Here is a 12,892-nt window from a genome sequence, read left to right as displayed (position 1 = left end):
GTGGAGATCAGCTACCCCACTCCCTGGCACGCCGTGGTGGACGCCCTGGTGCACCGAGGGGTGAGCACCGTGTTCGGCCTGCCCGGCGACGACCTCGGCGCGCTGCACGCGCTCCAGGAGGCACCGGTGCGGATGCTGCTCTGCCGCGACCAGCGTAGCGCGCTGTTCATGGCCACCGGCTACGCGATGCAAGCCGGCCGGACGGCCGTCTGCGTGGTCGGCAAGGGCCCGGCGGTGGCCAACGCCGTCACCGGCCTGCTGGAGGCGCAGAGCTCCGGGGTGCCGCTGGTGGTGCTGGCCGGCGGCACCGCCGCCAAGCGGCGGGACTCCGGCGCCTTCCAGGAGCTGGACCAACTCCCGCTGGTGCGACCGCTGGTGAAGTGGGCGGCCCGGGTGGATCACCCGAGCCGGCTGGTGCCGGTGCTTGACCGGGCCTTCCTGCTGGCCGCCTCCGGCGCGCCCGGGCCGGTCTACGTGGAGCTGCCGGACGACCTGCTCGACCAGGAGGTGGTCCGCACCCGCCCCTGGGCGCAGGAGCCGATCCTGGCCGGGGCGGCCGGGGCCGCCCCGGCGGCGCTGGAGCTGCTCGCCGGCGCGCGGCGGCCGGTGGTCCTGGTCGGCGGCGGGATGCGCGGACGGAACGAGGAGGGCCGGATCGAGGCGCTGGCCGAGCGGATCGGCGCCGCGGTGTTCGCCACCGCCTCCGGGCGCGGGGTGGTGGACGAGCGCCACCCGGCCTTCGGCGGGCTGGCCGGGCTCTACTCCCCGGCCGAGCTGCAGCCGGTCTGGGAGGGCGCCGACCTGCTGGTGACCCTGGGCAGCCGGCTGGAGGAGACCGCCACCTACAGCGGGTTCGTCGGCGAGGGCGTGCCGGTGCTCCAGGTCAACCTGGACGCGGGCGGTCTCTCCACCGAGTACCCGGGCCCGAGCGTGCTCGGCGAGGGCGGGGCCGTGGTGGCCCACTGGCTGGAGGCGCTGGGCAGCGGCGCGGGCCAGCCGGAGTGGACGGCCACCGTGGCCCGCTGTCGGGCCGAGGCCCGGGCGGCCGTGACGGCCCGGCTGGCCGAGATGGCCGGCTCGGCCACCCTGCACGTGGCCGAGGTGCTCGCCGTCCTGGAGCGACTCGCCCCCGCCGACCGGATCCTGGTGCAGGAGAACGGCCTGCAGGACATGTGGTCCTACTTCTTCCCGCACTGGGTCTGCGGCGCCGAGGCCGGTTCGATCGTGCCCTCCGAGCAGACCACGCTGGGCTTCGGCGCCGCCGCGGCCGGCGGGGTCAAGCTCGCCGCGCCCGAGCGGCCGGTGGTCGCCTTCGTCGGCGACGGCGCCTTCGCGATGGTGGCCAACGACGTGTCCACGCTGGCCCGGGAGGGCGTCGGCGTCACCTACGTGGTGCTGCGCAACCGGGGCTACGGCTGGCTGCAGTGCCAGCTCGACCAGCACGGCACGGCGGGCGGCCGGTTCCGGTTCTTGGACGAGCGGGGCCTGGACGAGCGGGGCCCGGAGGAGGGGCAGGAGAGCAGCCTGCCCGTGCACCCGGCGGCCTGGCACGCGGTGGTGCGGGAGAAGGCCGCGCTGGGCGAGCTGCTCGGCGAGGCGCTGCGGGAGAGCGCCAAGGGACGGGTCGCCGTCCTCGAAGTACCGGTGACCATCGACGACGCCCCGCCGGGGATCACCGAGCTGGACGGCGACTTCCCCGGCGCCGCCCAGGAAGCAACCAACCCTGTCAGCACGCCCGTTGGAACGGAGCAGCACGCATGAGCAGTCCGTACGGATCGCCGCGCCGGGTGGTCGTCACCGGCACCGGCGTCATCTCGCCGATCGGCTTGAGCACCGCGGCGTTCTGGGAATCGCTGCTGGCGGGCCGCAGCGGCATCCGCCGGATCGAGTCCTTCGACGTCGCCGACCTGCCGACCCGGATCGCCGCCCAGGTACGGGACTTCGACCCCGAGCAGTACATGCCGCGCAAGGTCTGGCGCCGGATCGACCCGTTCGCCCAGTACGCGCTGGCGGCGGCCGTGGAGGCGGTGGAGGGGGCGAAGCTGGAGATCGACGAGGAGCTGGCCCCCCGGGTCGGTGTGCAGATCGGCTCCGGCTACGGGCCCAGCACCATCCAGTCGCAGGTCACCCTCGGGCTCAAGGAGAAGGGCGCCCGCAGCATCGGCCCGTTCACCTCGGCCGCCTCGGCGATCGACAACGCGGCCGGCGAGATCGCCATCCGGTTCGGCGCCAAGGGCCCCTCCGGGGCGATCAGCACCGCCTGCGCCAGCGGCACCTCGGCGATCGGCGAGGCGATGCGGTGGATCCAGTACGGCGCCTGCGACGTGGTGCTGGCCGGCGGCGCCGACGAGTCGGTGACCCGCTCGGACATCGCCTCGGCCTGCTCGGCCCGGGCGCTCTCGCGCCGCAACGAGGACCCCGAGCAGGCCTGCCGCCCGTTCGACAAGGAGCGGGACGGCTTCATCATGGCCTCCGGCGCCGGAGTGCTGGTGCTGGAGGAGGCCGAGCGGGCGATGCGGCGCGGCGCGCCGATCCTGGCCGAGCTGGTCGGCTACGGCGCCTCCACCGACGCTTACCACCCGACCGCCCCGCACCCCGAGGGCGCGGGCGCCCAGCAGGCGCTGTGTGCCGCGCTGGCCGACGCCCGGATCGACCCCACGGAGGTGGACTACGTCAACGCGCACGGCACCAGCACCAAGCTGAACGACAAGATCGAGACCCTGGCGATCCGTCAGGTCTTCGGCGAGCACGCCCTGCGGATGCCGATCAGCTCCACCAAGTCGATGACCGGCCACATGATCGGCGCGGCCGGCGCGGTGGAGGCGATCGCGCTGGTGCAGGCCATCCGCGACAACGTGGTGCCGCCGACCGTCAACTGCTTCGACCCGGAGGACACCGAGGTCAACTACGTGCCGCACACCGCGCAGCAGCACGAGGTCGACATCGCGGTCAGCAACTCCTTCGGCTTCGCCGGGCACAACGCGGTAGCCGTCCTCCGCGCCTGGAAGCCGTAAGTCCGTTCTTTCACAGGCTAGTTCAACCCCTTCATTCTCCGCATCGAGAGGAACAGCCATGACCGAGGAAATGATCCACGAGGGCCTGACCGCGATCCTCCAGGAGGTGGCCGGCACCGACCCGGCCGAGGTGGAGCTCGACAAGTCCTTCGTCAACGACCTGGACGTCGACTCGCTGCTGCTGGTCGAGATCGTGGTCGCCGCCGAGGAGCGGTTCGGCGTCAGCATCTCCGAGGACGACCTGAAGGAGAACAGCACCGTGGGCGACCTGGTGCGCAGCATCCAGGGTGTGCTCGCCGGCGTCTGACACACCGAGGCTCGAGACCGGTCGGGGGCACCACCCCGGATGCCCCCGACCCCCGTACCAGCCCTCAACCCGCCACAGCCGCAGGGGATCGCAGTGAACGCAGCAGCGCACAACCCGTTCCCGCCCGCCGAGCCCGGCCCGGCGGGGGAGGAGGCCCACCAGTCGTTCCGGGCGATGGTGATGAGCGAGCCGTACCCCTGTCTGGTGGGCAAGGGCCTGCTGCGCCGGGGCGACTACCGGTTCCGCAGCTACGGCGAGTTGGGCTCGCCGGAGAGCGCGCGGGCGCTGGCCGCCGAGCTGTGGCAGTACATCCAGGACTACCCGATCCGGGCGGAGGCCTTCGCCTCCTTCGTGGCCAGCTTCGCCGGGCCGGCCGGGCTGAGCGAGGCGGAGTTCGAGCACCTGATGTGGCAGCAGCTCCAGTCGCTCCACGACCTGGACCGCGAACACCACGACTGGAGCCCGCTGGTGGGCACCGACCCCAACACCAAGGGCTTCTCCTTCAGCTTCGCCGGGCGGCCGTTCTTCATCGTCGGCATGCACCCCGGCTCCTCCCGGCTGGCCCGGCGGCCGGAGCGCCCGACCCTGGTGTTCAACGCGCACGAGCAGTTCGACATCCTGCGCGAGACCGGCGCGATCACCCGGATGACCACCACCATCCGGGCCCGCGACCGCAGGCTCCAGGGCAGCGAGAACCCGGCGCTGGCGCTGTTCGACGGCGACCACCCCGAGACGGTGATGTACTCCGGCCGGCTCCCCGAGGAGGGCTGGAAGTGCCCGGTGCACATCGCGCCCCGGGCGGTGACGGAGCGTTGAGCGAGCCGGCCATCCTGAAGGCGGTGGGCCGCAGCTACCCGCCGACCCCGCCGTACGAGGTCGGGCGGGAGCACATCCGCAGCTTCGCCCGGGCGATCGGCGACGACTCGCTGATCTACCGGGACGTGGCCACCGCCCGGGCGATGGGCCACCCGGACGTGCTGGCCCCGCCCACCTACCCCGTGGTCTTCACCCAGGAGGCCGCCGAACAGGTCACCGGCGACCCCGAGTTGGGCATCGACTTCGACCACCTGGTGCACGGCGCGCAGCGCTTCGTCTACCAGCGGCCGATCCGGGCCGGCGACCGGCTGAGCTGCGTGGTGGTGATCGAGGAGGCCAAGAGCCTGGCGGGCAACCTCGCACTCACCCTGCGCACCGAGGTCTGCGGGGCCGACGGTGAGCAGGTGCTGACGGAGTGGTCGACGCTGGTGGTCCGGACGGCCGGGCCGGCGGAGCGGGAGGGCTGAGGCGTGGTGCACACGGACGTGAGCGTGGAGTTGGGCCGACGGGTGGCCCGGGCGGTGGGGGAGGCCCTGGGCCTGGAGCTCGACCCGGAGCAGGCGGTGATCCGGCCCTCCCGGCGCGCGGGGGTGGACTACCAGACCGGGGTGGCGATGGCGCTGGCCGCCCGGCTCGGCCGGGCGGCCCGGGAGGTGGCCGAGGAGATCGCGGCCGCGCTGGACGCGGCCGACCTGGTCGAGCCGCCGGAGGTCAGCGGGAAGGGCTTCCTCAACCTGGTGCTCCGGGCCGACTGGCTGGCCGCCCGGGCGAGCGCCCTGCCGGGCGAGGAGCGGCTCGGCGTGCCGCTCACCGAGGCCCCGCGCCGGATCGCGCTCGACTACTCCAGCCCCAACGTGGCCAAGGAGATGCACGTCGGCCACCTGCGCTCCACCGTGCTGGGCGACGCGATCGGGCGGCTGCTGCGGTTCGCCGGTCACCAGGTCATCCCGCACAACCACATCGGCGACTGGGGCACGCCGTTCGGCATGCTGATCGAGCACCTGGTGGACGAGGGCCTGACCGAGGCAGCCGGGGCCGGCTCGATCGGCGACCTCAACGGCTTCTACCAGGAGGCCCGGAAGAAGTTCGACGCCGAGCCGGAGTTCGCCAGCCGGGCCCGGCGCCGGGTGGTGCTGCTGCAGGGCGGCCACGACCAGACCCTCACCTGGTGGCGCCGGCTGGTCGAGGAGTCGGCCGGCCACTTCGAGCAGGTCTACCGGCTGCTCGGCATCGAGCTCACCCCGGCCGACGTGTATGGGGAGAGCTTCTACAACCCCTTCCTCGCCGACCTGGTCAAGGAGCTCGGCGCCCGGCGGCTCACCCGGGTCAGCGGCGGCGCCGTCTGCACCTTCCCCGAGGGCTTCACCAACCGCGACGGCGACCCGCTCGCGGTGATCGTCCGCAAGCGCGGCGGCGGCTACGGCTACGCCGCCACCGACCTGGCCGCCGCCCGCTACTGGCTGGAGGAGCGCGGCGCCACCGACCTCCTCTACGTGGTCGGCAGCCCTCAGGCCCAGCACTTCGCGCTGGTCTTCGCCGTGCTGCGCGAGGCCGGCTGGCTGATGGCGGAGCACCACGCCGAGCACATCGGCTTCGGCTCCGTCCTGGGCAGCGACGGCCGGGCCGTGCGCACCCGGGCGGGCGGCTCGGTCAAGCTGGTCGACCTCCTGGTGGAGGCGGTGGACCGGGCCGCCGAGATCGCCGAGCCCCGCGCGCTCCCGCCGGGGCAGCAGGCGGCGGTGGCCCGGGCGGTGGGCATCGGCGCGGTCAAGTATGCCGACCTGGCCCACGACCGCCGCCGCGACTACCTCTTCGACTGGGACCGGATGCTCGCGATGGACGGCAACACCGCCGTCTACCTCCAGTACGCCAACTGCCGGGCCCGCTCCGTGCTGCGCGCGGCTGGCGCCGCCCCGGCCGCCGGCACCCCGGTGCTGCTCACCGACCCGCGCGAGCGGGCCCTGTTGCTGCGCGTCCTGGAGTTCCCCGCCGCCGTCTCCGCCGCGACCCGCGGCCACGCCCCGCACAAGCTCTGCACCCACCTCTACGCGACGGCCCGCAGCTTCTCCGCCTTCTACGCCGCCTGCCCGATCCTGGCGGCCGGCGCCCCGGAGCTGCGCGCATCGCGGCTGCTGCTCGCGGCGCTCGCCTCGCGGGTGCTCACCCTCGGGCTCTCGCTGCTCGGGATCGAGACGCCGGAGAAGATCTAGCAGGTTTCCTTCCGGATAGGGTGAGAGCCACGTACCCCCGAGCCCTGGAGTGCCGCGATGACTTCGACCACCACCTCCGACGCCCTGCTGCCGGTCGGGGTGATCGGGCTCGGGGACATCGCGCAGAAGGCGTACCTGCCGGTGCTGGGCGCGCTGCCGAGGGTGGAGCTGCGGCTGATGACCCGGGACCGGGCCAAGCTGGACCGGATCGGCGACGCCTACCGGGTGACGGAGCGGTACACCGATCTGGGCGAGCTGATCGACAGCGGGATCAAGGCGGCCTTCGTGCACGCCTCGACCGACCAGCACGTGCCGATCGTCGAGCGGCTGCTGGCCGCCGGGGTGGACGTGTACGTGGACAAGCCGCTGGACTACACGCTGGACGGCTCCCGGCGGCTGGTGGAGCTGGCCGAGCGGGCGCAGCGCAGCCTGCTGGTCGGCTTCAACCGCCGTTACGCGCCCGGGTACGTGCTGGCCAAGGAGCGCCCGCGCGACCTGATCCTGATGCAGAAGCACCGTGAGGGCCTGCCGGAGGCGGCCCGCACCCTGGTCTACGACGACTTCATCCACGTGATCGACAGCCTGCTGCACCTGGTGCCGGGAGAGGTGACCGACACCGACGTGCGCTCCCGGAGCCGGGACGGCCTGGTCGAGCACGTGGTGCTGACCCTGGCCGGGGAGGGCTTCACCGCGATCGGGGTGATGAACCGGATGAGCGGGTCGACCGAGGAGGTGCTGGAGGTCTCCGGCGGCGACTCCAAGCGGGTGGTGGTCAACCTGTCCGAGGTGATCGACCACCGTGGCCAGCCCACCGTGCGGCGGCGCGGCGACTGGGTCTCGGTGGCCCGCCAGCGCGGCATCGAGCAGGTGGTGCTGCACTTCCTGGACGCGGTGCGGGCGGGCCGGGTGCTCCCGGCCCGGGACGCGCTGCGCACCCACGAGCTGTGCGAGTACGTGGTCGAGTGCCTGGAGCAGCAGGCGAAGTGACGCTCCGTCAGTCGGAGGCGGCCGTTCGTCAGCTCTGTCGGGTGAGGTGCTCGGCGCGTTCGGTGCGCTGGTAGAGCACCTCCCGGCCGCTCCGGTTGCGGCTGACCAGACCGGAGCGGTGCAGCACGCCCAGGTGGTAGGAGGCGGTGCTCTCGCTGAGGAAGTGCCGGGCCGCCAGCGCGCTGGTGGTGGCGGGCCGGCCGAGCGAGGCGAGCAGCGCGGCCCGGGTCGGGCCGAGCAGCTGGGCCACCGAGGGGTCGGGCAACTCCGAGACGGCGGAGGGCCGTTCGATCGGGTAGTGCAGGGCCGGGGTGCGCTGGAGGCCGGGCACCGGGTCCAGGATGATCAGCGTCTCCTGGTTGACCAGCGAGGGCAGCAGCAGCACCTCGGGGGCGGGCACGCAGACCTCGTACCGGCTCTCCAGCTCGATCCGTCCGTCCGCCCACCGCAGCTGCGGGGTCAGCGAGTTGAGCATCGCCGCGGCACCGTGCCGGGCCAGCACCCGGCCGCGCCGGTCCACCTCGGCGTCCAGCACCGAACGGGCCTCGGGCCAGTAGGGCGCCATCGCCAGCTCCCAGTACCGCTCCAACTCCTCGGCCGCCCGCCGGGCCAGCTCGGCCGGGCCCTGCGCCAGGGTGCGCTCGACCACCTCGGGCAGCTCGCGCCCCGCCAGGTTGGCCGCCGGGCGGCCGTGGCGGACGGCGTCCAGCTCGGCCAGCACCCGCTCGGGCGGGGTGGTGCGGACGGCCTCCACCTGCTCGGCGATGCCCGGGGCCGGGCCGCTCGGGTGTGGGGTGAGGAAATCCGGCAGGTAGCTGCCCGCCTGGTCCAGGGCGAAGGCCGCCAGCAGCTCCAGGCCCTCCCGGCGCAGCACCCGGCGGGCCCGGCCCATCCAGGCGTCCGGCCCGCTGCGCGGCCGCAACCCCGAGGGCATCAGGGTGCCGATCGCCTCGTGCAGCGGCGAGACCACGAAACGGGTGCGGGCGAGCCCGGTGGAGTCGACCAGGAGTCGGATCACGGCGGCTGTTCCCCTCGTCAGCTCGGCCAGTGCGCTGCGCCCCGGAGCCGGGGCGCGGGGCCGAGGCTTCGAAGGTGTTCGAATCCTGCCGTGAAACCTCGCGCCGCGCCAGCGCCCCGAGCAGACTGTTCGCCGGAGCCCGCCGCCGCAGGTGGCGGGGGATCCCACGGTGGTGCGGCGGGCACGGGGGTGCTGCCGCGCCACGTCCGTGCTGCGTACGACCCACGGGGAATCAGGAGTACAGGATGGCGAGCAAGCGTGGCCGCGTCGCGGCGGTGCTCGGTGCGGCGGTGCTGGTGGCCGGAGTGGCCGCAGGCAGCGGTCCGGCGTGGCCCGGACCGAGGCCGGGCTGACCCCGGAGCAGACCTGGCCCTACGACGCCGCCACGGCCACCGGCCTCGGCACCCTGCTGAGCTGCCTCTCCTGGCCGCGCGAGCCGGTGCCGCCGGCGCCGCCCGCCGACCGGGAGCTGCCCCGGGTGCCGGTGCTGCTGCTGGGCGGCGACCGCGACCTCTCCACCCCGCTGGAGTGCCTGCACCGGGAGGCCGCGCTGGCCCCGCTGGGCAAGGCCTGGTCATCCCCGGCGCCGCGCACTCGGTGCAGACCCGCTCGGCGGACGGGCGGCAGGCGGTCTACGACTTCCTGCTGGGCCAGCGCTCGGCCGCTCCGAGCAGCCGCGGCCCGCGCCCGGCCGCCCGGCGGTCCAGGTAGCGGGTCAGCAGCCGGTGCACCACGATCGCGTAGAGCCAGCCGACCAGGATGTCGATCACGAAGTGCTCGCCGCCGTAGACCAGGGTGAAGGCCATCGCGAGCGGGTACGCCGCCAGCAGCACCCGCAGGCGCGGGCCGGCCCCGGCCCAGAGGAAGCGGCAGAGCAGCATCGGGTAGGCCGCGTGCAGCGAGGGCATCGCGGCCACGTCGTTGTCGAAGCGGCTGCCGTTCTCGAAGACCGAGCCGGCCCGGGGCACCCCGCCGGCCTCGAAGACCGACTGGACGATCCGGTCCACCGGCGACAGGTGGCCGTCGAGGGCGGCCAGCCACGGCGGGTCGGCCGGGTAGAGCACGTAGGTGGCGAAGCCGAGGTAGGTGACGGCCAGGTAGAGCGCGAGCAGGCGGTGGAAGCGGCGGTCCCGGCGCTTCCAGTAGACGGCCAGCAGCACGAAGACCACGAAGAAGTGCGACATGTAGACGGTGGTGGCCGCGTAGTCGTACCAGTGCGGCGAGCCGGGGTGCCAGAGCCAGTGCTGCAGCCGGACGGTCCAGACCTGGCCGGCGCCGAGCCAGGTGTCGAAGGCGATCTGCGGGCGGTAGCGGACCGGCCAGGGGGTGTGCGCGCCGTAGCCGCGCAGCAGCGAGTAGGTCCAGACGGCGGCCATCACCGGCACCCAGTCGCGGAGCACCCGCAGGGCACCGCCGCGCTGGCCGCTGTGCACGGCCATGGCGATCAGGGCGCCGATCAGGAAGCAGAAGACCACGTCGTTGGCGTACGGCAGCCCGTTCTCCTGGACGTACCAGACGAGCGCGGCGGCGTACGCGGGCCAGGCCAGCAGCCGCAGCCGGTTCAGCGGGTGGGGCGGCCTGGGCGAAAGGCGGGTGGCGGGGTTCACCGGAGGGCTCGCGACGGGGCGGACCTCGGCCGAGGGGAACAGACGGCTCACGCTGGCGATTCCTTCGTGGGGCAACGACGCTCGGGGTGCGGGTCAAGATAGCAACGTCGCCGAAGAAAAAGCTGCTTGTATGCCTGGCAATGTGCGGCCCGAAATCGGCCCGGAACGGGCGAAAACCCCTGTGACCAGCGGCTCTTCACACGAGCCGCACAGGGGTTCAAGGAAAAACTAAGGGAACCGGCCGACGCAGGAGGGGCCGGCGCAGCCGCGCCGACCCCTCCCGATCACCTCTGCGTCACGCGTTGACGCAGGTGTTCCCGAACGCCGGGTTCAGGATGCTGATGACGCCGATGCTGTTGCCACACACGTTGATCGGGATGTGGATCGGGATCTGGATGTTGTTGCCCGAGAGGACTCCCGGCGAACCGGCGACGACGGCCTCCGCGGTCGAGTCGGCGCTCGCGGCGCCGGCCGAGCCGAGGACGAGGGCTCCGGCGGCCACCGCGAGAGCAATGGCCTTGCGGATGTCCTTCATGGTCTTCTCCATTCCTGAGGGGATGGTGCCTGATCACACGGCGGTCACCCGGCGCCCGAGGGCGAGGTGACCACGGACGCCAGTCTCGGCACGCCGACCGCCTCGGCGCGCCGCGGCGCACCGAGCATGTCGCGGGTTCACCCGCCCGGCCCCCTGGCCCGCCCCCGGCGTCACCCGAGCGGCCGGTGTCGTCACCGGCGACGGGTGCGGCCGGGAGTCGTAGGCTGAGAGTGCTCCGGGCCCCCGGGCGTACCCGTGTGCTCTGGGAGGTGGGTCTCGTGTCCCCTGTCGGCAAGTCAGTCCCGGCCGCTCCGGCGGTGATCAGCTCCGGTGCGGGGGAGAAGGGCCTCAAGACCGGCGCGCTCGGGCTGTTCTCCTCGGTCTCGATCGGGCTGGCCTCCACCGCCCCCGCGTACAGCCTGGCCGCCACCCTCGGCCTGATCGTGGCCGGGGTCGGGCTGCAGGCGCCGATCGTCACCATCCTGGCGTTCATCCCGATGCTGCTGATCGCCTACGCGTACAAGGAACTCAACGCCTCCGATCCGGACTGCGGCACCACCTTCGTCTGGGCCGCCCGGGCCTTCGGGCCGCGGACCGGGTGGATGGGTGGCTGGGGCATCATCGTCGCCGACATCATCGTGATGGCCAACCTGGCCCAGATCGCCGGCGTCTACGGCTTCCGGCTGGTCGGGCTGGAGTCGCTGGCCGGCAACAAGACCTGGACCACGCTGGCCGGGGTGGTCTGGATCATCGTGATGACGGTGATCTGCTACATCGGCATCGAGATCTCCGCCGCGCTCCAGCGCTGGCTGCTCTGCCTGGAAGTCGCCATGCTGCTGGTCTTCTCTGTGACGGCCCTGGTCAAGACCTACGGCAGCCATCCGCCGGCCGGCTCGATCCACCTCGCCGCCTCCTGGTACAACCCCTTCGCGGTCTCCTCCAGCGGCGCCTTCACGGCCGGCATCCTGGCCGCCGTCTTCATCTACTGGGGCTGGGACACCGCCGTCTCGGTCAACGAGGAGACGGCCGACAGCGCCCGCACCCCCGGCCGGGCCGCCGTCATCTCCACCCTGCTGCTCCTGGTCATCTACGCCCTGGTCTCCACCTCCGCCCAGGCCTTCGCCGGCGTCGGCACCGAGGGCATCGGTCTGGCCAACCCGGACAACTCCGGGGACGTGCTCTCCGGGCTCGGCGGCGCGGTGTTCGGCACGGCCGGGTTCGGCTGGTTCCTCACCAAGCTGCTGATCTTCATGGTGCTCACCTCGGCCGCCGCCTCCACCCAGACCACCATCCTGCCGACCGCCCGCACCTCCTTCTCGATGGCCACCCACCGCGCGCTGCCCGAGCAGTTCGGCCGGGTCCACCCCCGCTTCCTCACCCCCACCTGGTCCACCGTGGTGATGGGCATCGCCTCGATCGCCTTCTACGTGCTGCTCACCGCGATCAGCGGCAACGTGCTCACCGACTCGATCGCCTCCGTCGGCCTCGGCATCGCCTTCTACTACGGCCTGACCGGCTTCGCCTGCGTCTGGTACTACCGCAAGGTGCTCACCCGCAGCCCGCGCGACTTCCTCACCAAGGGCGTGCTGCCGCTGCTCGGCGGCCTCAGCCTGCTCTACTTCTTCTGCTACGCCGCCTTCGACGTCTACGCCAAGCCCGACTACGGCGCGACCTCGATCGACCTGCCGGTCTTCGGCGAGACCGGCGGGGTGACCGTGATCGGGATCGGCTCGCTGGTGCTGGGCCTGGTGCTGATGCTGGTCCAACAGGCCGTCCAGGGCTCGTGGTTCAGGCATCCGGACGTGCCGGTGGCCGCCGCGCACCCGGCTGACGCGCCGTAGCGCTCCCGGCGTGCCTGAGGCTCCGTCAGGTGGACGGCCAGTGGGGGCGGAGCTCGGCGGCGGTGGCCTCGGTGGCCTGGCGGTGGCCCTCGCGGTAGGCCAGGGCCCAGGCCGCCGGGGTCGGCCGGTCCTCGGCGAGGGCGCGGGCCGAGGCCTCGTCCGGGGTGATCGTGATGACGGACTCGGCGCCGGTCGCGGCGAGTTGACCGGTGTCGAGCTGGTGACGGTGCGCCAGGGGTGCGACCACCACCAGGGTGCGGGCACCTGCGGCGAGGTCGGCGTTGACACCGGCCCGCAGCGCGCCGTCGAAGTGCGGGCGGCCCTGCACGGTGACCGGGGGCTCGACGCCGGGGAAGGCGCTGCTCGCCGCCACCGCGTGGACGAACGGCACACCGCTGCGGGCGTCCCAGACCACCGGCTCGCCGGTGCTCGCGTCCACCGCCGGGATCAGCAGGCGCCGCCCCTCGGGCCAGTCGTCGGCGCCGATCAGGCGGGTCCGGCGGGCGAGCACCCGCTGCTCGGCGGCCTCGTCGACGTCTCAGTCCTATCACGGAGTG

Annotated in this window: 12 protein-coding genes; 8 read left to right on the top strand and 4 right to left on the bottom strand. The window is 73.2% G+C overall.

The features are described from left to right. The 7 genes from CFP65_RS01435 (at window position 1) to CFP65_RS01405 (ending at window position 7,334) form a co-directional block, all read left to right on the top strand. Window positions 1–1,761: a thiamine pyrophosphate-binding protein gene (locus tag CFP65_RS01435; RefSeq protein WP_217368120.1), complete on the top strand. Its 1,761-nt coding sequence runs from the start codon at window positions 1–3 to the stop codon at window positions 1,759–1,761. Beyond that, window positions 1,758–3,014: a beta-ketoacyl-ACP synthase II gene (gene fabF, locus CFP65_RS01430; protein WP_104814374.1), complete on the top strand. Its 1,257-nt coding sequence runs from the start codon at window positions 1,758–1,760 to the stop codon at window positions 3,012–3,014. Before CFP65_RS01435 ends, fabF begins: the two co-directional genes overlap by 4 nt. A 58-nt stretch (window positions 3,015–3,072) precedes the next feature. Beyond that, window positions 3,073–3,321, top strand: a complete 249-nt coding sequence (locus CFP65_RS01425) for an acyl carrier protein (RefSeq protein WP_104814373.1) — start codon at window positions 3,073–3,075, stop codon at window positions 3,319–3,321. A 93-nt stretch (window positions 3,322–3,414) separates the two neighbouring features. Continuing rightward, window positions 3,415–4,137 (top strand): guanitoxin biosynthesis heme-dependent pre-guanitoxin N-hydroxylase GntA, encoded by a 723-nt coding sequence (gene gntA / locus CFP65_RS01420; RefSeq protein ID WP_158701961.1) that lies wholly within the window; start codon window positions 3,415–3,417, stop codon window positions 4,135–4,137. Further along, a complete protein-coding gene (locus CFP65_RS01415; RefSeq protein WP_254552160.1) occupies window positions 4,134–4,604 on the top strand; it encodes a MaoC family dehydratase N-terminal domain-containing protein in 471 nt (156 codons plus the stop codon). The genes gntA and CFP65_RS01415 overlap by 4 nt, the downstream gene beginning before the upstream one ends. 3 nt (window positions 4,605–4,607) lie before the next feature. Next, window positions 4,608–6,347 (top strand): arginine--tRNA ligase, encoded by a 1,740-nt coding sequence (gene argS / locus CFP65_RS01410; protein ID WP_104814371.1) that lies wholly within the window; start codon window positions 4,608–4,610, stop codon window positions 6,345–6,347. 87 nt (window positions 6,348–6,434) lie between these two features. Then, window positions 6,435–7,334: a Gfo/Idh/MocA family protein gene (locus CFP65_RS01405; RefSeq protein WP_104820558.1), complete on the top strand. Its 900-nt coding sequence runs from the start codon at window positions 6,435–6,437 to the stop codon at window positions 7,332–7,334. 28 nt (window positions 7,335–7,362) lie between these two features. Here the strand turns inward: CFP65_RS01405 and CFP65_RS01400 are convergent, their stop codons facing one another. The 3 genes from CFP65_RS01400 to CFP65_RS01385 form a co-directional block, all read right to left on the bottom strand. Beyond that, a complete protein-coding gene (locus CFP65_RS01400; RefSeq protein ID WP_104814370.1) occupies window positions 7,363–8,352 on the bottom strand; it encodes a helix-turn-helix transcriptional regulator in 990 nt (329 codons plus the stop codon). Window positions 8,353–8,984: 632 nt separating this feature from the next. Further along, window positions 8,985–10,010: a phosphatase PAP2 family protein gene (locus CFP65_RS01390; protein WP_158701960.1), complete on the bottom strand. Its 1,026-nt coding sequence runs from the start codon at window positions 10,008–10,010 to the stop codon at window positions 8,985–8,987. Window positions 10,011–10,254: 244 nt separating this feature from the next. Then, window positions 10,255–10,494, bottom strand: a complete 240-nt coding sequence (locus CFP65_RS01385; protein WP_104814368.1) for a chaplin — start codon at window positions 10,492–10,494, stop codon at window positions 10,255–10,257. Between the two features lie 278 nt (window positions 10,495–10,772). Here CFP65_RS01385 and CFP65_RS01380 point away from each other — a divergent pair, with 278 nt between their 5' ends. Beyond that, window positions 10,773–12,335 carry an APC family permease gene (locus tag CFP65_RS01380; RefSeq protein ID WP_174805490.1) on the top strand — a complete coding sequence of 521 codons (1,563 nt, stop codon included), beginning with the start codon at window positions 10,773–10,775 and terminating at the stop codon, window positions 12,333–12,335. A 25-nt stretch (window positions 12,336–12,360) separates the two neighbouring features. Here the strand turns inward: CFP65_RS01380 and CFP65_RS01375 are convergent, their stop codons facing one another. Next, entirely contained in the window at window positions 12,361–12,846 is a 486-nt protein-coding gene (locus CFP65_RS01375; protein ID WP_104814367.1) for a patatin-like phospholipase family protein, read from the bottom strand. Window positions 12,847–12,892: the final 46 nt, after the last annotated feature.

The sequence above is a fragment of the Kitasatospora sp. MMS16-BH015 genome, assembly GCF_002943525.1.
In the GTDB taxonomy this organism is placed as follows: Bacteria; Actinomycetota; Actinomycetes; order Streptomycetales; family Streptomycetaceae; genus Kitasatospora.
The sequence above is the reverse complement of the archived record's forward strand: the minus strand, read 5'-3'. Positions and strand labels throughout refer to the sequence as shown.

Coding starts and splice junctions, on each gene's coding strand:
- fabF (WP_104814374.1), top strand. CDS start 1,758: ATGAGCAGTCCGTACGGATCGCCGCGCCGGGTGGTCGTCACCGGCACC.
- CFP65_RS01425 (WP_104814373.1), top strand. CDS start 3,073: ATGACCGAGGAAATGATCCACGAGGGCCTGACCGCGATCCTCCAGGAG.
- CFP65_RS01385 (WP_104814368.1), bottom strand. CDS start 10,494: ATGAAGGACATCCGCAAGGCCATTGCTCTCGCGGTGGCCGCCGGAGCC.